Source organism: Mycobacterium neumannii (assembly GCF_002245615.1).
Lineage (GTDB): Bacteria > Actinomycetota > Actinomycetes > Mycobacteriales > Mycobacteriaceae > Mycobacterium > Mycobacterium neumannii_A.
Genome location: NZ_NKCO01000010.1, coordinates 110960 through 131814 on the forward strand (window position 1 = coordinate 110960; position 20855 = coordinate 131814).

The 20855-nt window shown below is 65.7% G+C and carries 22 protein-coding genes and 1 pseudogene; 6 read left to right on the forward strand and 17 right to left on the reverse strand.

Going from position 1 to position 20855, the window contains the following annotated elements; translation table 11 throughout:
• Nucleotides 1-27: 27 nt before the first annotated feature.
• The 8 genes from CEX88_RS13930 to CEX88_RS13965 form a co-directional block, all read right to left on the reverse strand.
• Nucleotides 28-1665 (reverse strand): S53 family peptidase, encoded by a 1638-nt coding sequence (locus tag CEX88_RS13930; RefSeq protein ID WP_420799219.1) that lies wholly within the window; start codon nucleotides 1663-1665, stop codon nucleotides 28-30.
• Nucleotides 1607-1903: a hypothetical protein gene (locus tag CEX88_RS13935; RefSeq protein WP_369829772.1), complete on the reverse strand. Its 297-nt coding sequence runs from the start codon at nucleotides 1901-1903 to the stop codon at nucleotides 1607-1609. The genes CEX88_RS13930 and CEX88_RS13935 overlap by 59 nt, the downstream gene beginning before the upstream one ends.
• A 112-nt stretch (nucleotides 1904-2015) precedes the next feature.
• Nucleotides 2016-2696 (reverse strand): deoxyribose-phosphate aldolase, encoded by a 681-nt coding sequence (gene deoC, locus CEX88_RS13940; protein ID WP_094293920.1) that lies wholly within the window; start codon nucleotides 2694-2696, stop codon nucleotides 2016-2018.
• Entirely contained in the window at nucleotides 2696-3112 is a 417-nt protein-coding gene (locus CEX88_RS13945; protein WP_066842290.1) for a DUF2599 domain-containing protein, read from the reverse strand. The genes deoC and CEX88_RS13945 overlap by 1 nt, the downstream gene beginning before the upstream one ends.
• An 11-nt stretch (nucleotides 3113-3123) precedes the next feature.
• Nucleotides 3124-3408, reverse strand: coding sequence for a DUF2516 family protein (locus tag CEX88_RS13950; protein ID WP_064351279.1), 285 nt, complete (start codon nucleotides 3406-3408; stop codon nucleotides 3124-3126).
• Nucleotides 3409-3474: 66 nt separating this feature from the next.
• Entirely contained in the window at nucleotides 3475-4119 is a 645-nt protein-coding gene (locus tag CEX88_RS13955; protein WP_064399712.1) for a hypothetical protein, read from the reverse strand.
• Between the two features lie 56 nt (nucleotides 4120-4175).
• A complete protein-coding gene (locus CEX88_RS13960; RefSeq protein WP_064419938.1) occupies nucleotides 4176-4604 on the reverse strand; it encodes a helix-turn-helix domain-containing protein in 429 nt (142 codons plus the stop codon).
• 89 nt (nucleotides 4605-4693) lie between these two features.
• Nucleotides 4694-6064, reverse strand: coding sequence for a DUF445 domain-containing protein (locus CEX88_RS13965; protein WP_202931499.1), 1371 nt, complete (start codon nucleotides 6062-6064; stop codon nucleotides 4694-4696).
• 73 nt (nucleotides 6065-6137) lie between these two features.
• On the opposite strand from CEX88_RS13965, the gene CEX88_RS13970 reads away from it, so the two are divergent.
• The 3 genes from CEX88_RS13970 to CEX88_RS13980 all read left to right on the forward strand — a co-directional run bounded on the left by CEX88_RS13970 (nucleotide 6138) and on the right by CEX88_RS13980 (nucleotide 8635).
• Nucleotides 6138-6848 (forward strand): TetR/AcrR family transcriptional regulator, encoded by a 711-nt coding sequence (locus tag CEX88_RS13970; protein WP_066842249.1) that lies wholly within the window; start codon nucleotides 6138-6140, stop codon nucleotides 6846-6848.
• Nucleotides 6845-7699, forward strand: coding sequence for a polyphosphate kinase 2 family protein (locus CEX88_RS13975; protein WP_066842251.1), 855 nt, complete (start codon nucleotides 6845-6847; stop codon nucleotides 7697-7699). Before CEX88_RS13970 ends, CEX88_RS13975 begins: the two co-directional genes overlap by 4 nt.
• A gap of 96 nt (nucleotides 7700-7795) precedes the next feature.
• Nucleotides 7796-8635: an endonuclease domain-containing protein gene (locus tag CEX88_RS13980; RefSeq protein WP_094293922.1), complete on the forward strand. Its 840-nt coding sequence runs from the start codon at nucleotides 7796-7798 to the stop codon at nucleotides 8633-8635.
• Nucleotides 8636-8652: 17 nt separating this feature from the next.
• On the opposite strand, the pseudogene CEX88_RS13985 reads toward CEX88_RS13980, so the two are convergent.
• The 3 genes and pseudogenes from CEX88_RS13985 to CEX88_RS13995 form a co-directional block, all read right to left on the reverse strand.
• Nucleotides 8653-9528 (reverse strand): annotated as a pseudogene (locus tag CEX88_RS13985) (3-hydroxybutyryl-CoA dehydrogenase); the annotation flags it as partial.
• 84 nt (nucleotides 9529-9612) lie between these two features.
• Entirely contained in the window at nucleotides 9613-10899 is a 1287-nt protein-coding gene (aceA, locus tag CEX88_RS13990; RefSeq protein ID WP_064399719.1) for an isocitrate lyase, read from the reverse strand.
• 268 nt (nucleotides 10900-11167) lie between these two features.
• A complete protein-coding gene (locus tag CEX88_RS13995) occupies nucleotides 11168-11944 on the reverse strand; it encodes an acyl-[acyl-carrier-protein] thioesterase (protein WP_066845717.1) in 777 nt (258 codons plus the stop codon).
• Between the two features lie 131 nt (nucleotides 11945-12075).
• On the opposite strand from CEX88_RS13995, the gene ramB reads away from it, so the two are divergent.
• Nucleotides 12076-13503, forward strand: a complete 1428-nt coding sequence (gene ramB, locus CEX88_RS14000; protein WP_094293924.1) for an acetate metabolism transcriptional regulator RamB — start codon at nucleotides 12076-12078, stop codon at nucleotides 13501-13503.
• A gap of 28 nt (nucleotides 13504-13531) precedes the next feature.
• The gene (locus tag CEX88_RS14005) at nucleotides 13532-14083 is read left to right on the forward strand and encodes a carboxymuconolactone decarboxylase family protein (protein WP_094293925.1); all 552 of its coding nucleotides are present in this window, start codon (nucleotides 13532-13534) and stop codon (nucleotides 14081-14083) included.
• Nucleotides 14084-14150: 67 nt separating this feature from the next.
• Here the strand turns inward: CEX88_RS14005 and CEX88_RS14010 are convergent, their stop codons facing one another.
• The 4 genes from CEX88_RS14010 to CEX88_RS14025 are packed head-to-tail and all read right to left on the reverse strand — an operon-like array spanning nucleotide 14151 to nucleotide 19193.
• Nucleotides 14151-14441: a hypothetical protein gene (locus CEX88_RS14010; RefSeq protein WP_094293926.1), complete on the reverse strand. Its 291-nt coding sequence runs from the start codon at nucleotides 14439-14441 to the stop codon at nucleotides 14151-14153.
• Nucleotides 14442-14460: 19 nt separating this feature from the next.
• Nucleotides 14461-15855 (reverse strand): dihydrolipoyl dehydrogenase, encoded by a 1395-nt coding sequence (gene lpdA, locus CEX88_RS14015; RefSeq protein ID WP_094293927.1) that lies wholly within the window; start codon nucleotides 15853-15855, stop codon nucleotides 14461-14463.
• A gap of 9 nt (nucleotides 15856-15864) precedes the next feature.
• Nucleotides 15865-18777 carry an MMPL/RND family transporter gene (locus CEX88_RS14020; protein WP_094293928.1) on the reverse strand — a complete coding sequence of 971 codons (2913 nt, stop codon included), beginning with the start codon at nucleotides 18775-18777 and terminating at the stop codon, nucleotides 15865-15867.
• Nucleotides 18774-19193 carry an MmpS family transport accessory protein gene (locus CEX88_RS14025; protein WP_066845667.1) on the reverse strand — a complete coding sequence of 140 codons (420 nt, stop codon included), beginning with the start codon at nucleotides 19191-19193 and terminating at the stop codon, nucleotides 18774-18776. The genes CEX88_RS14020 and CEX88_RS14025 overlap by 4 nt, the downstream gene beginning before the upstream one ends.
• 192 nt (nucleotides 19194-19385) lie before the next feature.
• On the opposite strand from CEX88_RS14025, the gene CEX88_RS14030 reads away from it, so the two are divergent.
• Complete coding sequence (locus CEX88_RS14030; protein WP_094293929.1) at nucleotides 19386-20063, forward strand: TetR/AcrR family transcriptional regulator; 678 nt, start codon at nucleotides 19386-19388, stop codon at nucleotides 20061-20063.
• A 6-nt stretch (nucleotides 20064-20069) separates the two neighbouring features.
• On the opposite strand, the gene CEX88_RS14035 is transcribed toward CEX88_RS14030, so the two are convergent.
• On the reverse strand, nucleotides 20070-20555 hold the full coding sequence (locus tag CEX88_RS14035; protein ID WP_094293930.1) for a hypothetical protein: 486 nt from the start codon (nucleotides 20553-20555) through the stop codon (nucleotides 20070-20072).
• Nucleotides 20548-20826 (reverse strand): putative holin, encoded by a 279-nt coding sequence (locus CEX88_RS14040; RefSeq protein WP_064399728.1) that lies wholly within the window; start codon nucleotides 20824-20826, stop codon nucleotides 20548-20550. Before CEX88_RS14040 ends, CEX88_RS14035 begins: the two co-directional genes overlap by 8 nt.
• Between the last annotated feature and the right edge of the window lie 29 nt (nucleotides 20827-20855).

The window sequence follows — 20855 nt, forward strand, 5'->3', positions numbered from 1 at the left end:
GACGGCGGCGGCGTGGTGACGCTTCGGTCAACGCGACGTCTTCTGCAGGTCGAGAATGTTGCGGGCGAGGTTCTCGGTGTTCGGGGTGCCGAGGCCCGTCACCAGGTCGTACCCCGGTGACGCCAGATCGACGGCATTGCCGCCCTTGGTCACATCCCGGAAGCCGGGCAGACGCGACCCGGAGGCCACCTGGTACAACACCGGATTGACGTTTCCGACCTGCCGTCCACCGTTGGCCAGCAGGTACTGGTTCATCAGCACGGTGAGTGCCGCCCAGATCGGCGCCGATTGCGACGTACCGCCGCCGACCACCTCGCGCCGGCCGAAGATGAACCGCACACCGGTGAACGGATCGGCGACCGCGGAGACGTCGGGGAGCAGACGGCGGCGCTCGGTGTCACGCTCGACATCCAGTTTGTCCTGCCACGCCGGACGGGCGAACAGCTTCGCCACCCCGCCGCTACTGCCCTGCGACAGCGGGGAATCCACCCACGCGTGTTCGGCCAGCCACTGCCCGCGCGTACCGGTCGACAACGTGGTGCCTCCGACCGACGTCATCGTGGGAAGTGATGCGACCGCATCAACACCGATGTCGTCGGGGCCCGGCGGAGCCGACCATCGGTCTCCGCCTTTGCACTCCAGGCCCGCGGTGTCCCCGCTGGCGTCGAACGCCGTGGTGCCGCGCCGCTGGGCGGCCGTCAACGCCGCCTCGACCGGAGCCAGATCCGCCGCGGTGACGAACGCCTCGCATCCCCATCCGATCGACAGGCTCCACACCGCTCCGGGGTAGTCGCGGTCGACCTGTTCGAACAGCCTCCCGAGCTTTTCGTATGTACCGTCGCCCTCCACCGTCGGCCTGGCGTTGACCACGACAAGCCGTGCATCGGGTGCAATGGCGTGTGCCACTTGCAGATCCATCGCCGTCTCACCGTGCACCTCGGACGGTTTCCCGCCGACGATCTCGGGTGTGAACCGGGGTAGTCCGGAGCTGTCGGCGAACAGGTCGAGGTCGTCTTGTTCGACGCTGTCGAACGCGAAGATGACGATCGTCGCGCCCTCACCCGTGAAACCGGCGTCCGCCAACGGCGTCGCGTTGTACGCCGACAACAGTCCGTCGGGCGTCAGCCCGCCCTTGGGTACGTCAAGGGGGACGAAGTCGGGCCGCTTCATGCGGTACGGGGTGTAGCTCATCACCCGCCCGACCGCGGTGACGTCGCCGCGTACCTGCGGCGGTATCGCCGGCTGTTCGGGCGAGGCGTAGAACTCCTCCCCTTTGGCAGACCGGTAGTCGCGCACCGGAATCCCGAATGCCCGCGCGAGATCCCCGGCAGCGCCCTCGACGATCGCCCAACCGTCGCCGGGCCGCCAGCGCACCCAGAGGTCGCGGTCGCCCGCCCAGCCCATCAAGGCGGCCGGACGTTGCGGTACGCCGAGCGTGACAGTGACTTGCGCGTCCGCCGAACGTGACGGGCCCAGGTCGGTCGAGCTCGCCAGCAGTGCCGCATAGGGACCGGTGATCACCGCCGGGGTGCGTGATGCACACGCACCCGACGCTGCGATCAGCAGCGCGGCGGTGAGGAGGGCCCAGGGCCGGTGGACCCCGCGCCTACTGGCCGTGAGGACCGCGGTGTCGACCGGGCGTCGGACCGGGAGCCGGTGGCGCATGAACGGTGGGCGAGAACGGGTTCGGCTGATTGGGATCGATGCGCGGTGCCTTCTCCGTCGGCGTGGCGGGCGGAGGCGGCGCCGTAGTGGTGGTTGTGGTCGTCGTCGTGGTGGTCGACGTCTCCGGTGCCTCTTCCTCTTGTGAGGCGCAGCCGGCGGTGAACGCGCCCGTCGCCAGCACCGCGGTCACCCCCGCTCCGGCCAGCGCTCGGCGAAGCAAACCGCTTTGAGTCATCATGATCAGGTCCTATCCACGGTTTCCCGTGCGCAGAGTGCGGTGGTTCCAGCCGTCGGGGGCGGACGTCACTATACGGCAAATATCGGTGACCAATGTAAATTACTGGCGGCGGTCAGGTTTCGGAAAAGCCCTCGAGTACCGCCCTGGTCCCCGACAGCCCCAACCGGGTGGCGCCTGCGTTCAGCATCGCAATCGCGTCATCGGCGGTCCGGATACCGCCACTGGCTTTGACCTGCGGACCCACCGTCGCCATCAGTTCCACTGCACGTAGCGACGCCCCGCCTGCGGGATGAAATCCCGTGGAGGTCTTGACGAAATCGGCACCCGCGTCCGCCGCGGCCCGGCAGGCGGCCAGCAGGGTCTGCTCATCGGCGAGCAGGAGCAGCGCGGCGGACTCGACGATCACTTTCAGCGTCGCGCGGGCACCGACTTCGGTACGCACGGCCTCGACGTCGGCGCGCACCGCCGCGAAGTCGCCGTGCAGCGCGGCTCCCACGTCGATCACCATGTCGATCTCGCCAGCGCCGTCTTCCACCGCGAGCCGTGCCTCACTGGCTTTGACCGCCGAAAGATGTTTGCCCGAAGGGAATCCGACGACCGCACACACCAGCTGCGACGGCGAACCGGACCGTCTGGCGACCGAAACCATCGACGGCGACACGCATACGGCGTAAGCGCCGAGCGCCGCAGCCTCCTCGGCGGCCGCGGCGACGTCGCCCTCGGTGGCTTCGGGTTTGAGCAGTGTGTGATCGACCAGTCCGGCGACCTCGTCGCGTAGGTAGGTGCGTGCCATCAGAACGGCTCTTCGGTACCGCCGGGGTTGCAGCCGGTTTCCACCATCTGCTCGTAGGGGACCTCGGGTCGCCACGGCTCGAGATTCCAACTGGTCTTGCCGGGTTGGTAGTACTCGGCGAATTCCCAGTGACAGACGAATTGGGGCCTCATGCCCGGGATGTCCGCATCGGGTGCGAGCGCCAGCACCTCGGCCCAGGCCACCTCGCCCTGGGCCGAAGTGGCCAGCCCGGACGATTGCCTGCCTGCCGCGGTCGGGTACACGCGCAGACTCGACAAATCGCCCCACTTGGCCCATTCGACGTGATCGACGAACGGCGGGGCAGGCACCGTCGGGTTGGCAGGTGGATTCGCCGATGCCACGGGGGCCGCCAGCGCAGGCACGGTGAGGCCGGCCGCCAAGACGACGACCGCCATGGTTCTGCGCACTACCGGGACTTCCCCTGGACCTCAAGCAGCTTGGGTCGGACGTCGACCAGGTAGACACCGGCCGCGACGGCTGCGATGGCGGGGCCCAGCACAGAACCCAAAACCAGCGCGAGCAGCCCTGCGACCCCGAGGATGACCAACCAGACCGGCTTGGTCAGTTTGTCGGCGGCCGGGTAGGCGTCCGGCCGTTGCATCGCCGCATGGACGAACGCGTACACCGTCGTCGCCAGCACGGCGATCTGCAAAAAGAAGAGGACGTAACCCACCAAGCCTTGGAGCTGCACGCATCAAGACTAAGCGGGTGACGTCCCCTCGGTCGACTTTGGGCCTTGCGACCCGCTGTCGAGTCCTTACTTCTGGGTGACCTTCTTGGCCGTCGCCTTCTTGGCCGGGGCCTTCTTGGCCGGCGTCTTCTTCGCCGGGGTCTTGGCCGGCGTCTTGGCAGGGGCCTTCTTAGCGGTGTTCTTCACCGGCGCGGCACCCTGGTCGGCCTTCTTCGGCAGCTCGACGCCGACCAGCTTGGCGGCGCGCTCACCGACGGCGCGCGTCTGCGCGGCCACGTTGCCCAGCGCCTCCTGAGTCAGCTCGACGGCCTGGTCGGTGTACCCCTCGACCCGGCCGGCGGCCTCGCTGAAGCCGGGCTGGCTGCGCAGGCGCTCGAGTGCGGCCTCACCGCGCTCGACGAGCTTGTTGTAGGTGGTCTGCGCGGCCTCGGCGTAGGTCTCGGCGAACTTGCGCAGCTCATCGGAGCTCAGACGGTCGCGCAGCTCACCGAACTGCGTCGGCAGGTCGTCCTGCAGTCGGTCGATCCGCGCACGGGTCTCCTCGACGCGGCTACGCGAGTCGGTGCGGGCGTCGTCGGCGCGCTCACGAAGGGCGGCGACGATCTCGTTGACCCGCTCGAGGGCGAGGTCGGCGGCACCGACGGCGGCGAGCAACGGCGCCTTCAGGTCGTCGGGGGTGGGCTGGTTCTTGGCGGGAGTGTTCTTGGCCATGGTGTTCCTTTCTGAGGATGTGGTTCGGTTGCGTTCGTGTTCAGAAGCCGGAGTCTCTATTCAGTCGACGACTCCTGTTCTGTGTCGCTACCTGCCTCGTCAACCTCGGCCTCGTTCTGCTGACAGAACGACGTGTAGATGTCGAGCAGCACATGCTTTTGCCGCTCGGTGATCGCCGTGTCGTTGACGATGGCGTCGCGCACCTCGCTCTTCTCGCTGGGCTCGAGAATCCCGGCCCGCACGTAGAGCACCTCAGCCGACAACCGCAGCGCCTTGGCGATCTGGTTGAGCACGTCGGCAGAGGGTTTGCGCAATCCCCGCTCGATCTGGCTGAGGTAGGGATTGCTGACGCCGGCCTTCTCGGCCAACTGTCGTACGGATACCTGAGCGGCTTCGCGTTGCGTCCGGATGAACGTGCCGATGTCCTGGGCGGCGGTCTGCGCAGCGTTGGACACGACGACGGCAAGATTGTCATCCTGCGACATGCGAAGCCCTCCGTGCCTCGGGTATCCAAAAAGCGACACCCCTACCGTACGACGCAGTGCTAACTTTTGCAAGCACTCGTTAGCGCAGGTCAGAATATAAGTTGGGCTACGGAATAGATGACCAGGCCCGCCAGCGCGCCCACCACGGTGCCGTTGATCCGGATGAATTGCAGGTCGCGTCCGACGTGGAGTTCGATACGGCGGCTGGCCTCGTCGGCGTCCCACCGCTCGACGGTTTCGGTGATGATCGCGGTGATTTCCACGCCGTACTGGGCGACGAGGTGCTGGGCCGCCCGGATGATCCAGTTGTCGACCTTGTCGCGCAGGTCGGCGTCGTCGCGCAGCGACTCCCCGATCAGCATCACCGAGTCCGCGACCCGCGTGCGCAGCGTCGATGAGGGGTCGTCCACCGACTCGAACAGAATGCGCTTGGCCGCTCTCCACGCCGTCTCGGCCGCGCGCGTGACCTCGTCGCGGGCCATGACCTGTTCCTTGACGTTCTCGGCGCGCTCAATGGTGGCCCGATCGTGCTGGAGGTCGTCGGCGAACTCGAACAGGAACCGGGTCGCCGACCGCCGCAGCTCGTGGTCCGGGTTGCGGCGCACCTTGTCGGTGAAGTCCATCAACTCGCGGTGGATGCGGTCGCCGACGAGGTGGTCCACCCAGCGTGGGGACCAGGTGGGCGAGTCGCGTTCGATCACCCGGTCGATGACGGGCCCGGCGTTGAGCGACCACTGGAAGGCGCGGTCGGCGAGCAGTTGCAGCAGTGCTTCCTGCCGGTGTTCGGCCAGCAGCGTGGCCAGCACCCGACCGATCGGCGGACCCCACTGCGGTTCGGCGATGCGTTTGACGATCATCCGGTCGAGCACCTGCTGCACATCCTCGTCGCGCAGCATCTCCACCAGAACCCGCAGCACGGTGGCGGTTTCGGCGGCAACGCGTTCGGCGTGTGAGCGTTCGGAGAGCCACTTGCCCAGCCGGCCTGCCACTTCGGCGTTGCGCAGCTTCGCCGACACGACTTCAGGAGACAGGAAGTTCTCGCGAACGAAGGCGCCGAGCCCCTCGCCGAGCTGGTCCTTTTTGCGCTTGATGATCGCGGTGTGCGGGATCGGGATGCCGAGTGGGTGCTTGAACAGGGCGGTGACCGCGAACCAGTCCGCCAGGGCGCCGACCATGCCGGCCTCGGCTGCGGCGCGCACATAGCCGACCCAGACCGGGGCAGCACCGGCGGACTGGGCCCAGGTGCAGATGAGGAAGATGACCGAGGCGCCGACGAGAAAACTCAGCGCGACGACCTTCATGCGCCGCAGCGAACGGCGGCGCTCCGCATCGGCTACGGAGTCGGCCCCGGCCAAGGACTCGGCGAAGCTTCTCCGCGGGGCGGGCGGAACCGTCGGGGCGTGCCGTCCGGCGCTCGGTCTATGTGCCACTTCTCCATCATCCGCTACGACGCGCGGCAGCTCGGACCGACAACACGCGGTGTCAAGATCGGCCGTACTATCGAGGGGAACTACGGAACGGATCACGGGGATAGTGGCACAACAGTCCGAGGCGATCGCGGTCAAGACAGACGGCCGCAAGCGGCGTTGGCACAAGCACAAGGTAGAGCGCCGCAACGAGCTGGTGGATGGCACCCTTGAGGCGATCCGCCGACTCGGTAGTGGCGTCAGCATGGACGAGATCGCGGCCGAGATCGGCGTCTCGAAGACGGTGCTGTACCGCTACTTCGTCGATAAGAACGACCTCACGACCGCGGTGATGATGCGGTTCGCGCAGACGACGCTGATCCCGAACATGGCCGCGGCGCTGTCGTCGAACCTGGACGGCTTTGAACTCACTCGCGAGGTGATCCGGGTCTATGTCGAAACGGTGGCGGCCGAACCCGAGCCCTATCAGTTCGTGATGGCGAACAACTCGGCGAGCAAGAGCCGCGCGGTCGCCACGTCCGAGCAGATCATCGCCCGCATGTTGGCGGTGATGCTGCGACGCCGGATGCAGGAGGCCGGTATGGACACCGGCGGCGTCGAACCGTGGGCGTACCACACAGTCGGCGGTGTTCAGCTTGCCACGCACTCGTGGATGTCCAACCGGCGCATGAGCTCCGACGAGCTGATCGACTACCTGACCATGCTCTCGTGGAATGCGCTGTGCGGCATCGTCGAAGTGGGCGGGTCACTCGAGGCGTTCCGCGGCCGACCACACCCGTCGCCGGCGCTTCCACCCCCGACGCAAGACGACCAGTGAGCCCGGACCCGGTCACCTCGCCCATCGCCGACGCGGTGCGGTTTCGGACCGGCGACAAGGTGGCCGATCTGAACCCCTCGGCGACACCGGGTTTCGACGGCGCCAAAGCCGATGCGGCTCCGGTGCAAGCGGCCCGCAGCAATCGCCTCGCCGAGCTGCAGGAGATGCTCTACGCCAGTTCCAAAGGCCGTGACGACGCCCGCTCGGTCTTACTTGTGCTGCAGGGCATGGATGCCGCGGGCAAGGGCGGTATCGTCAAACATGTTGTCGGAGCTGTCAACCCGATGGGCGTACGCTACACCGCATTTGGCAAACCGACACCGGAGGAGCTGGCGCACGACTTCCTGTGGCGGATCCGGCGCGCGTTGCCGCCGCCGGGACATATCGGCGTCTTCGACCGGTCGCATTACGAGGACGTGCTCATCGTTCGGGTGCACAACCTGGTGCCGCCGGAGGTGTGGGGTGCGCGCTACGACGAGATCAACGCGTTCGAGCGTGAACTCGTCGACGGTGGAACGACTCTGGTGAAGGTGGCGATGTTCATCTCGTTGGACGAGCAGAAGAAGCAGCTCCTCGAACGGCTCGACGACCCGACGAAATACTGGAAGTACAACCCCGGCGACATCGACGAGCGCCTCAAATGGCCCCAGTATCAGGAGGCCTACCAGGCGGTGCTGGACCGCACGTCGACGGACTATGCGCCGTGGCACGTGGTGCCCTGCGATCGCCGGTGGTACAGCCGGCTCGCCGTCACCGAACTGCTGATCGAAGCGCTCGAGGCCCTCGACTTGTCATACCCGCCTGCGGATTTCGACGTCGACGCGGAACGCAAGCGGTTATTGGAGTCGTAGGCGCCGAGACTGCGGTTTCTGACGAATTTCGGCCGATTCCTCTCATAAACCGCAGTCTCGTGGAACCGGTATAGCGCTTTTCGCATCTAACTGGATATGGACCGTCTCATCGTGGGCAGCGACGCACTCGCAGCCGGCACCGTGACACGTCACGACCTACGCACCAACTACGTCAAGGTGCACCGCAACATATACGCGCCGACAGGAATGGAACTCGACGCGCGTGTTCGAGCACATGCCGCATGGCTTTGGTCTCGCGGACAAGCGACTCTATTCGGCCATTCGGCCGCGGCGATGTTCGGAACTCGCTGGCTACCGCCCGACGGACCGGCGGAACTGGCACGAATACGGCATCGATCTCCGCGCGGAATCGTCATCTACAGTGGGACGCTCGCCGATGACGAGGTCTGCCTGCGAGGAAGTTTCGACTGTACGACACCCGCTCGCACGGCTTATGACCTAGGTCGGCGCGTGCCGGGGGATCTGGGGATCATGCGAATCGACGCCCTGCTCAACGCGACCGGGTGCACCGTCGCCGAAGTGCAGGGCATCGCGAACCGCTATCCCGGCGCACGGGGCATCCGTGCACTGCGCGCGACAATGGATCTCGTCGATGGCGGCGCGGAATCGCCGAAAGAGACCGAGCTTCGCCTGCTGCTCGTCCGTAATGGGTTGCCTCACCCGGCCACGCAGATTCGCGTTGGCAATCGCCGAATCGATATGGGCTGGTGCCAGTGGAAAGTGGGCGTCGAGTACGACGGAGTGCAGCATTGGACCAGTCCGGACATTCACGCCGGAGACATCGAACGGCTGGAGTTCTTGGCCGCGCAAGGCTGGCTGATCGTGCGGGTCAGCGCGCGTCACCTACGGTTTCAACGAGCCGAGATAGTGCGCCGGGTATGCGAGGCGCTCAGGAGCCGCGGCTGCCCCGTTTGATGGGCGTGCGCTCGGCGCTAATAACTGTAGAAGCCCTGGCCTGACTTCTTGCCGAGCTGCCCCGCCTCGACCATCCGCAGCAGCAGCGGTGGCGGCGCGTAGTGCGGGTCCTTGAGTTCATCGAACATCGAGTCTGCGATCAGCTTCATGGTGTCCAGACCGATCAGGTCCGAAAGGCGCAGCGGGCCCATCGGATGTGAGAGCCCGGCCACGATTGCCTTGTCGACGTCCTCCACCGTGGCGACGCCGGCCTCCACCATCCGGATCGCCGAGAGCAGGTAAGGCACCAGCAGCGCATTGACGACGAACCCGGAGCGGTCGCTGCACCGCACCACCTGCTTGCCGAGCACCTCGCTCGCGAACTGCTCGGTCCGCTGCAGCGCCTCCTCGGAGGTCACCAGCGTGTTGACCAGCTCCACCAGCGGCAGCACCGGCACCGGGTTGAAGAAGTGCAGCCCCAGCACGCGACTCGGATTCTTCGTTGCCGCAGCGATTTTCATGATTGGGATGCTCGACGTGTTCGACGCGAGGACCGCGTCGGGATCGGTGACGACGGCGTCGAGCTCGGCGAAGACCTTGGCCTTGACGGCCTCGTCCTCGATGATCGCCTCGATCACGAGTTGACGGTCGGCCAGGTCGGACAGATCGGTGGTGTACGACAGCCGCGCCAACGTCGCATCGCGGTCGGCCTCCGACAGCTTGCCCTTGCTCGCGGCCCGCTCCAACGAGCCGGTGATCCGCTTGCGCCCGGCCTCGACGAGTTCCTCGGACGGCTCGTAGACGACGACGCTGGCGCCGGCTTTCGCGGCCACCTCCGCGATGCCGCTGCCCATCTGTCCGGCGCCGACCACACCGACTCGTTCAATGCTCACTTGCGTCCTCTCCATAACATCAGGCCCCGCCCAATATAAGGACGGGGCCTGATGACAAGCCGTTGGGCCTCGTGAGCCTACTGGGCCTGGTCTAGGGGGCCTGACTTAGTGGAACTGACCCTCTTCGGTCGAACCCTTCAGCGCGGTCGTCGAGCTGTTCGGGTCCACCGTCGTGGCGATCCGGTCGAAGTAGCCGGCGCCGACCTCGCGCTGATGCTTGGTTGCGGTGTAACCCCGCTCCTCGGCGGCGAATTCGCGCTCCTGCAGCTCGACGTATGCCGACATCTGGTTGCGGGCGTAGCCGTAAGCCAGGTCGAACATCGAGTAGTTCAGCGCGTGGAAGCCGGCCAGCGTGATGAACTGGAACTTGAAGCCCATCGCGCCCAGCTCCTTCTGGAACTTCGCGATCGTCGCGTCGTCGAGGTGCTTCTTCCAGTTGAACGACGGCGAGCAGTTGTAGGCCAGCATCTGGTCCGGGAACTCGGCCTGCACGCCCTCGGCGAACTTCTTGGCCAGCTCGAGGTCGGGGGTGCCGGTCTCCATCCAGATCAGATCGGCGTACGGCGCGTAGGCCTTGGCGCGCGCGATGCACGGCTCGATGCCGTTCTTGACGGTGTAAAAGCCTTCCTTGGTCCGCTCACCGGTGATGAACGGCTGATCGCGCTCGTCGACGTCGGAGGTGATCAAGGTGGCCGCCTCGGCGTCGGTGCGCGCGATGACCACGGTCGGGACGTCGGCGACGTCGGCCGCCAGGCGTGCCGAGGTCAGGGTGCGGATGTGCTGCTGGGTCGGGATCAGCACCTTGCCACCGAGGTGACCGCACTTCTTCTCCGATGCCAGCTGATCCTCCCAGTGCGAACCCGCGACACCGGCGGCGATCATCGCCTTCTGCAGCTCGTAGACGTTCAACGCACCGCCGAAACCGGCCTCGCCGTCGGCGACGATCGGCACCAGCCAGTTCTCGACCGAGGTGTCGCCCTCGACCTTGGCGATCTCGTCGGCGCGAAGCAGCGCGTTGTTGATCCGGCGCACGACCTGCGGCACCGAGTTGGCCGGGTACAGGCTCTGGTCGGGGTAGGTGTGACCGGACAGGTTCGCGTCACCGGCGACCTGCCACCCGGACAGGTAGATGGCCTTCAGCCCGGCACGCACCTGCTGGACGGCCATGTTGCCGGTCAGCGCGCCGAGCGCGTTGACGAACTCCATGTCATGCAGCTGGTTCCACAGGATCTCCGCCCCACGCTTGGCCAGCGTGGACTCCTCGACGACGGTGCCCTGCAGCGCAACGACGTCCTCGGCCGAATAGTCGCGGGTGACGTTCTTCCAGCGGGGATTGGTGTCCCAGTCGCGCTGAATTTCTTCGGCACTCTTCGGCTTGCCAACGGTTGACATGGCGCTCCTTCGATCTGTTCACTATCGCCGCGGCGCCGCCGGAGTAGCCCGGCTTGTTAACGCCCAAACGGTTTAGCAGTTTCGCTACTACGAGGATGCCTCAGTCCATTAGCGCAGGTCCAGCCGTTTCGAATGCCAACTTTCGCCAACCACTTCCTCAGATTTGCGAATTTTGCGAAGAACCAGGTGCGCTTGACCGGTTCAGAAGTTACCGATGAGTAGGCGATTTCCGCAGGTCAGTACGCCCGTACTGTTAAACCGATCATGATCAGAGGTTGAAGATCGCTGCGACGGCCTTGGCCTCGTCGCCGACCGCATATGTGAGCGTTGTAACAGTGCGGTCCGTCAGCTCCGGACCGAATTTGTCCGTCGAACCCGGCGGATAGGTGTGGCTGAGAATCTCCATCTTGTCGCCAAGGGCGACCGCGGCGTCGTGTTCGATCGTCACCCGCAGCGGGTACCGCGCCAGCTCCGGGTGGTGGTGCAGGTGGTCCTCGATCACCGACCAGTACACCGCGTTGTTCATGTGGTCGAAGATGTCGATGTCGCTGACCCGCGTCGGGAACTCGCGGATGTCGTCGGCGTCCTCGCGGCTGCCCGCCGACAGGTACTCCTTCCACCGCAGCCGGTTGACGTCGGTCGTACGCCGCAATCCCTCGAGGAAGTCGTCGGATATGCGCGCGGGTCCCTGCGTCTCGCGATTGATGTTGATCCAGAACGCCTCGGATTCGATCAGGCCGCCCTTCCGGCCGTCGATGCGCACCCGCATCTCGCACCATCGGTTCGACGTGCCCGAACACCAACGACGCAGCCGCAGAATGTCCTGGAACTCGATCGGGCGGATCATGTCGATCATCGTGCGGCGCACGATCCACAGCGGATGGGTCTCCTGGAACCCCAGTTCGCGCAACTGGTCGGAGCCGATGTCTTGAATGTGGCGCGTCGCGGCGTCGAATTTGAGTCGGCCTTCGCGGTCCACGTCGGCCACCCGGAGCGGCCACTCGATGTCGAAGACGTCGGGGTGCGGATCAGGGACCGGCATCATGGCCTTGGCCAGGCCCTGGGCCGGGCCCGTTCCCGATCCCTGCTTCTCGTTCACGACCGCCGATATTGCCACAGCGGCGGATCTGCCAACAATGCGAAGAGCACCTTCGCACCGTTGCTACGCTGGCTGACGTGGCGAAAACGTTTGTCGGCTCGCGGGTTCGGCAACTTCGCAGCGAGCGTGGCTTCAGCCAGGCGGCGCTTGCCCAGATGCTCGACATCTCGCCGAGCTACCTCAACCAGATCGAGCACGACGTGCGGCCGCTGACCTTGGCCGTCCTGCTGCGCATCACCGAGGTGTTCGGCGTCGACGCCACCTTCTTCGCCTCCGAGGACGACACCCGTCTGGTCGCGGAGCTACGCGAGGTCACCCTCGACCGCGACCTCGATATCGACGTCGACCTGGCCGAGATCGCGGACATGGTCGCTGCGCACCCCAACCTCGCCCGCGCGATGGTCAACCTCCACCGCCGCTACCAGCTGACCACCACCCGACTGGCGGCGGCCACCGAGGACAGATTCGCCGCAGGCGGCGGCTTCAGTTCCGGCTCGGGTGCGATCACCATGCCCCACGAGGAGGTGCGCGACTACTTCTACCAACGACAGAATTATCTGCACGAACTCGACACCGCGGCCGAAGACCTCACCATCCGCATGCCGATGCACCGCTCGGAGCTCGCCCGCCAATTGTCGGACCGACTGACGATGGTGCACGGCGTGCGCATCGTCCACCGCATGGACCTCGGCGAATCGGTGCTGCACCGCTACAGCCCCGAGACGAAGACACTCGAGCTCAACAACCACCTCTCATCCGGGCAGACCGTGTTCAAGATGGCCGTCGAACTGGCGTATCTGGAATTCGGCGACCTCATCGACAAGCTCGTCGACGAGGGGAAGTTCACCAGCGACGAGTCGACGCGGCTGGCGCGACTGGGTCTGGCCAACTACTTCGCCGCCGCAATGGTGTTGCCGTACGCGCAGTTTCACGATGTCGCGGAGAACTTCCGCTACGACGTCGAGCGGCTTTCGGCGTTCTACTCGGTCAGCTACGAGACGATCGCTCACCGGCTGTCGACCCTGCAGCGGCCGTCGATGCGCGGTGTGCCGCTGTCCTTCGTCCGCGTCGACCGCGCGGGCAATATGTCAAAACGCCAGTCCGCCACCGGTTTCCACTTCTCCTCCAGCGGCGGTACCTGCCCGTTGTGGAACGTCTACGAGACATTCGCCAACCCCGGCAAGATCGGAGTGCAGGTCGCGCAGATGCCCGACGGAGGCAACTACCTGTGGGTGGCCCGCACCGTCGAACGGCGTGCGCAGCGCTACGGCCAGCCGGGTAAGACGTTCGCCATCGGCCTGGGCTGCGAGCTGCGCCACGCCCATCGGCTGGTGTATTCGGAGGGGCTCGACCTGTCCGGGGAGGTGTCGACGCCGATCGGCGCCGGTTGCCGGGTCTGCGAACGCGACAACTGCCCGCAGCGGGCCTTCCCCGCCCTCGGCCGTGCGCTCGACATCGACGAGCACCGCAGCACGGTCTCGCCCTATCTGGTACGTCGACCTTGATTCGGCGACCACACGTAGACTCGCTGCGATGAGCGCACCCGAGTCAGCACGTATCGCGCCCGGTGGATTCAAGGAACTCGGCCCGCTGAACTGGGCCATCGCCAAGCTCGGCGCCCGCGCTATCAGGGCGCCCCGCTTCAGCCTCTTCAATGTGCTTGGCCAACACCGGCTTCTGTTCCTGGCGTGGCTGCCGTACAGCGGTGTGCTGCTCGGCATGCTGAGCAAGCTGTCGGTGCAGGACGCCGAAACCGTCATCCTGCGCGTCGGACATCTCCGCGACTGCGAATACGAACTGCAGCAGCACCGCCGCTTGGCCCGCGCCCGGGGGCTCGGCCCGGACGTGCAGAAGAAGATCTTCGAGGGTCCCGACGCCGAAGGACTGACCGACCGCCAGCGCGCGTTGATCACCGCGACCGACGAGTTCGTCGTGACCCGCGGCGTCTCACCCGAGACCTGGGCCGTGTTGGCCAGGCACCTGACCAAACCGCAGTTGATCGAGTTCTGCATGCTGGCCGCCCAGTACGACGGTCTGGCGGCCACGATCACCACTTTGAAAGTGCCGCTGGACTTCCCGGACTAAGCGCTCGTTTTGTGAATCCGACGACGCTCATCGGCCCGTCAGCGTCGGCAGCTTCACAAACGGCGCGCTAGAGGTACGTGATACCGAGGACGATCAGCGACAGCAGCACCGGCGAGACCGGCAGCGCGCACAGGAACGCCGCCCACACCTCGCTTCTGCGCTGATACGCCCGCCAGCCCAGCCAGCCGACCGCACCGCCCACGACAAACGACACTGCGGCCACCACCAGCACCCAGGTGCTGACGTCGGAGGTCGAGGTGGCGAAGGAGATCCCGGCCAGCCAGAGGATATGGCCGATCACCAAGCCGCCGATGCCGGCGACCCACAGTGCCCTCGCCGTGCTGGTTGTCTGAACCACGCTGCTGTGTGGCCCCGGCTCAGAAGTTGATCATGTGGCCGAGCAGGCCATGGAAGCATTCCTGCAGGGCCTCGGACATGGTCGGGTGCGTGTGGACGTTGCGCGCCAGTTCGGTGGCGGTGAGGTCCCACTTCTGGGCCAGCGTCAGCTCGGGCAGAAGCTCGGAGACGTCGTGGCCGATCAGGTGGCCGCCGATCAACTCGCCATATTTACCGTCGGCGATCAGCTTGACGAAGCCGCTGGGGTCGCCCGCACCGTGCGCCTTGGCGTTGGCGGTGAACGGGAACTTGGCGACCTTGACGTCGTAACCCTCTTCGCGGGCCTGCTCCTCGGTGAGCCCGAAGCTGGCCACCTGCGGCTGGCAGAACGTCGCGCGCGGCAGCATCCGGTAGTCCCCGAGCGGCAGAGTCTCTGCGCCTGCGATGGTTTCGGCGGCGATGACGCCCTGCGCCTCGGCCACATGCGCCAACTGCAGCTTGCCCGTCACGTCGCCGATCGCGTAGATGTGCGGCACGCCGGTGCGCATGTAGTCGTCGATGTCGATCGCCTTGCGCTCGGTGATCCCGACGCCCGTGTTGTCGAGTCCGTAACCCTCGAGGTTGGGCGCGAAACCGATTGCTTGCAGCACCTTTTCGGCTTTGATGTCCTCGGACTTGCCGTCCTTGCTGACGGACACGGTGACGTCGTCGCCGCTGTCTTTGATCGATTCGACCTTGGTGCCGGTCAGCACCTTGACGCCGAGCTTCTTGAACTGCTTCTCGATCTCCTTGGAGACGTCAGCGTCCTCGTTGGGCAGCGCGCGGGGCAGGAACTCGACGATCGTGACGTCGACGCCGTAGTTCTTCATCACGTAGCCGAACTCCATGCCGATGGCGCCGGCGCCGGCGATCACGATCGAGGACGGCAGCTCGCGCGTCATGATGAGTTCTTCGTAGGTGACCACGTTTTCGGACAGCGACGTGTCGGGCACCAGGCGGGTGCTGCTGCCGGTGGCGATGATGATGTTGTCGAACTCGACGGTCTCGGTGCCGCCCTCGTTGAGGTCGACCTCGAGCGTGTGCTCGTCTTTGAACTTGCCGTAGCCGTGGATCTCGGTGATCTTGTTCTTCTTCATCAAGTAATGTACGCCGGCGACGCGGCCGTCGGCGATCTTGCGGCTGCGGTCGAAGGCGACGCCGTAGTCGAACGTCGCCTCGCCGTTGATGCCGAACTGCTTGGCTTCCTTGGTGAAGATGTGCGCGAGCTCCGCATTACGCAGCAACGCTTTGGACGGGATGCACCCGACGTTGAGGCACACGCCGCCCCAGTACTTGGGTTCGACGATGGCGGTGTTCAGTCCGAGCTGTGCGGCACGGATGGCCGCGACGTACCCGCCGGGGCCTGCTCCGAGAACGACGACGTCATAGTGGGTCACGCCCCCACACTAATGGGCATCGGCGAACGGTCCGCCATGTCCCGCGGGATCGCGTTGGATCGGCTGGGGCCACGGCGCCGGGCGCGGACGCTGGCGCACCTGCAGCGGCCACCAGAACCACCGTCCGAGCAGAGTGGCCACCGACGGCGTCATCAATCCCCTGATCACGAACGTGTCGAACATCAGGCCCAGCGCGATCGTCGTGCCGACCTGGCCGATGACGATCAGGTCGCTGACCGCCATCGTCGCCATCGTGAACGCGAACACCAACCCGGCGGCGGTGACGACGGGGCCGCTGCCTGCCATGGCGCGAATGGTGCCGGTGCGCAGTCCGGCGTGGACTTCCTCCTTCATCCGCGACACCAGCAGCAGGTTGTAGTCCGCGCCGACGGCCACCAGCACGATGATCGCCATCGGCAGGACCATCCAGTGCAGGGGGATGCCGATGATGTGCTGCCAAAGCACCACCGACATCCCGAACGCCGTGCCCAGGCTCAGCGCCACGGTTCCGACGATGACCAGAGCGGCGACCAGGGCCCTGGTGATCACCATCATGATGACGAGGATCAACAGGAGCGCGGCTGTGACCGCGATCAGCAGGTCGTAATCGGCACCCTGCTGCATGTCGTCGAACATCGCAGCGGCACCGCCGACGTAGACCCAGGAGCCTTCCAGCGGTGTGCCCTTGATCGCGGCGGCCGCGGCCTTCTTCAGCGGTTCGATCCGCGAAATGCCTTCCTCGGTCAGCGGATCGCCCTGGTGGATGATGGTGAACCGGACCGCGTGCCCGTCCGGCGACATCATCAGGTCCATGCCGCGGATGAAGTCGGCGTTCGTGAACGCTTCGGGCGGAACGTAGAAGGAGTCGTCGTTGAGGGCTTCGTCGAACGCCTCCCCCATCGCCGCGCTGTCTTCCTGCTGCTCCATGGTCTGGTCCTGCTGCGCCTTCTGAACCTGATATTGGTTCAACATCATCTGGCGCTGGTTTTTCATCGACTGGATCATCCCCGGCATCACCGCGGTCATCTCCAGCGTGAGGTCGGCCATCCGGTTGATGTCGGGAACCATCGCCTGGAAGTCGTCGGACATGGTCGAGATGCCGTCGAGGCTGTTGAAGATGGAACGCAGCGACCAGCAGACCGGGATGTTGAAACAGTGTGGCTCCCAGTAGAAGTAGTTGCGCACGGGGCGGAAGAAGTCATCGAAGTTGGCGATGTTGTCGCGCACTTCCTGCACAGTCAGCGACGTGTCGGTCATCTTGTCGGCCATACTTCGCGACACCACGGACAGTTCGCGGGTGATCGAGTTCATCTTCTCCATCGACTCGATGGTGTGGGCCATCTCGTCGGCCTGGGCCATGATGTTGTCGATGACGCCCTGCTGGTAGTCGTTGGACATGAGCTGGCCGACGCCTTGCTGGCCGATCATGTAGGGGATCGTCGTGTGTTCGATCGGCTTGCCGTCGGGCCGGGTGATCGCCTGCACCTGGGCGATTCCCTCGACATCCGCAAGGGCTTTCGCGATCTTGTCGATCATCAGGAACCCTGCCGGGTTGCGCAGGTCGCGGTCGGTCTCGACCATCAGCACGTCCGGGTTCATCCGGGCCTCGGAGAAGTGGCGGGTCGCCGCCGCGTACCCGACGTTGGCTGAGATGTCGTCGGGCAGATACAGCCGGTCGTTGTAGCTCGTGTGGTAACTGGGCAGCGCGAGCAAGCCGACCAGGCACGCCGCGACGGCCACCACCACGAACGCACCGGGCCAGCGGACGGTCGAGGTGCCGATCCGACGCCACGCCCGGGTCGATGACTTGGCTTTGGGTTCGAGCACGCGGCCGAAGCGGCTGACCACCGAGATCAACGCGGGGCCGAATGTCAAGGCCACCACGATGCCGAACACCATCGCCGCGGCCATCGGATAGCCCATGCTCTGGAAGTAGGGCAGCCGGGTGAAGTTCAGGCAGAAGGTGGCGCCCGCGATGGTCAACCCGGACGCCGCGACGACGTGGGCGGTCCCCTGAAACATCGTGTAGTACGCCGATTCTCGGTCCTCGCCGGATCGGCGGGCCTCCTGGTACCGGCCGACCAGAAAGATCCCGTAGTCGACGGCGGTGGCGATGGTCAGGGTGACCACCAGGTTGGTGGCGAAGGTGGTCAGACCAAACACGTTGTGGTAACCCAGAAATGAGATCAACCCGCGGTTGCCGAGCAATCCCATCGCGAGCATGCCGAGCAGCACCAGCGTCGTGGCGATGGACCGGTAGATCACCAACAGCATGACGATGATGACGCCGAACGTGAGCATCTCGATCGTCCGCATGCTCTTGTCGCCGACGGCGTTCTGGTCTGTCGTCGTCGCTGCTGCGCCGGTGACGTAGACCTCGACACCAGGAGGCGTCGGGTGTTTGGCGACGATGTCCCGCACGGCGTGCACCGACTCGTTGGCCAACCTCTCGCCCTGGTCGCCGGCGATGTACACCTGGGTGTAAGCGGCCTTGCCGTCGACGCTCTGCGCGCCCGCGGCGGTGAACGAGTCAGACCACAGGTCCTGCACATACTGCACGTGTGCGGTGTCGGCGCGCAGGTCGCGCACCATCTGTTCGTAGAACTCCAGCGCCTCGACACCCAGCTTCTTCTCGCCCTCGAGCACGACCATGACCGAGCTGCTGGTGTCGTATTCCTCGAACGTGGTGCCGACGCGTTTCATCGCGATCATCGACGGCGCGTCCTGCGGGCTCATCGACACCGCGCGCTGCTTGCCCACCACTTCGAGCTGCGGCACCGCGGTGTTGAGGAAGCCGATGATGACGACCCAGCCCACGATGATCGGCAGGGCGAACAGGCGGATCAACCGCGGAAGCCACGGACGTTTCGGCGCGGCGATCGGGTTGGGGTTCGTCGGCGCGTCCTCGACCGGTGCGCTCATGCGGATTTCACCAGACAGAACGTCTGGGCGTTCACACCCTGAGCCGTCTTCTCATCCTTGAGTTCGTCGTCCACGGTGATGCGGCAGCCGATGGACTGGCCGTCGGTCTGGGCGATGATGTTCGGCGCTACCGACGGCGCTGTGGTCTCCAACGTCAGCGACCACGGCAGGCTCACGGTTCCGGCGCGCACCGGCTTTCCGTCGAGATCCAGATAGTTGACCACGGCGGTGCCCGTACCGAAGACCTCATAGGTGACGACCTTCGGGATGAACTTCTCCGCGGTGTCGGCACCGATCGGGGTCTTCAGGGCGGGTTCGGCACCGAAGATGCCCCGGAAATGCGACACCGCGAGAACGCCCGCCGTCGCGGCAATGAGGATCATTACGGGAAGCCAGACGCGTGTCACCAGCTTCATGACCGGCGCTTCCCCGGGTCGGCATCAGCGCGCCCGAGCAGTGCGGGAAATGGATCGACGGGAGTCAATGTGCGGGCCTTCCGGCGTTGTGACCACCCCGAGCTCAGGGGGCGCAGTGCTAGTCAGCCAAGCTAACGAACGAAGCGGACAAGGTCAATCCGCTTTCCTGTGGACCGCATTACACTCGGCCGGATGGATGTGGGTGAGACGGAGTCGCCGCGGCTGAGTTGTCGCCCCCTGCGCAAAGACGCCGAACGCAACCGCACACGCGTTCTGCAAGCGGCCCGTGAATTGTTCGCATCAAAAGGTTTGGAGCCCAACCTCAATGACGTCGCCCGGTACGCAGGGGTGGGAGTGGGAACGGTGTACCGGCGGTTCGCGACCAAAGACGAACTGCTCGAGGCGATCTTCGTCGACGGCCTGGATCAGATGACCGCGTTGGCTGAAACCGCGCTGGAGCACGACGATCCGTGGGAGGGCTTCGTGTGGTTCGTCGAGCATCTGTGCGCGATGACCGCTACCGACCGGGGCTTGCGGGAAATCGCGTTCAGCAAAGCCTACGGCGGTGACCGCGTGGTGGCGGCACAGGAACGTCTTCACCCGGTCGCCGTGCAAGTCGTCAAGCGAGCGCAGAACGACGGCCGTCTGCGCTCGGACATCTCACACACCGACCTGCCTCTGCTCAGCCTGCTCGCCGGAATGGTCAGCGAGTTCGCCGGACACGTCGACACCGATCTGTGGCGTCGCTACGTCGGGATCCTGTTGGACGGTATGCGTTCTGGCGACGGCAACGAACCGTTGCCGGTGCACGCGTTGGACGATCAGGGCCTCGACGCGGCCATGCGGACATGGGAGCCGACCGGCCGCTGAAACAACTCAGTAGGGGATCACGCCTGCGAAACACCGGGTGGCCCACTCGCAGAAGTAAAGACCGTGCAGTACCGCCGCCCCCGCGACCGCTCCGAACGGCGCCGACATCAGCGCGAGCGCGAGCGCGGACACCACGGGCCTGTCGGGCACCATCGCGAGAAGCAGACCGGCCACCGTCGCCGTGACCACGAAGACCAGCGCGACGAAGACCGGGGCCGTCTTGTCCATCGAGTGGTACCACCAGTGGTACAGACCCCATCCCGCCAACGCGGCGAGCGCCCAGACGCCCGCGACGACGAGCACGAAAATCCAGCGCTTGAGGTAGGGGTGGTTGCCGGGAACCACGACGGGCTGTGCCGGGATCGGTACCGGCTGCGACGGGTGCTCGGCGACGGCCGTTGTTCCCATCACCGCCTGGAACTCACCGGTGGTAAATGTCGGGGTGTACGGCTCCGTCGGGTCGCCGGGCAGCGTTTCGGTTGTCTCAGGCACCGTGCACCGCCTGGATCGCGACCAGCACCCCGAACCACCCGGGCGCGACGCCGAGCAGGAAGGCGCCTGCGGTCGTCACCCACCGCCGACCCGACACCAGGATCGCCAGCATGCCGAGCGCGGCGGGTACGCCGACGACGAGGGCCACGACGACGTCGGGCCGGATGGGCGCGTCGATCACCAGCGTGGCGGCGACCCCCAGGATCAGCCCCACTGCCGTACCGACCAGCAACGCGCTGGTCAGCACCCATGCACGGGGAAGCGGTATCACGGTTGAAAGGCTACGCGGACAACGGCTTA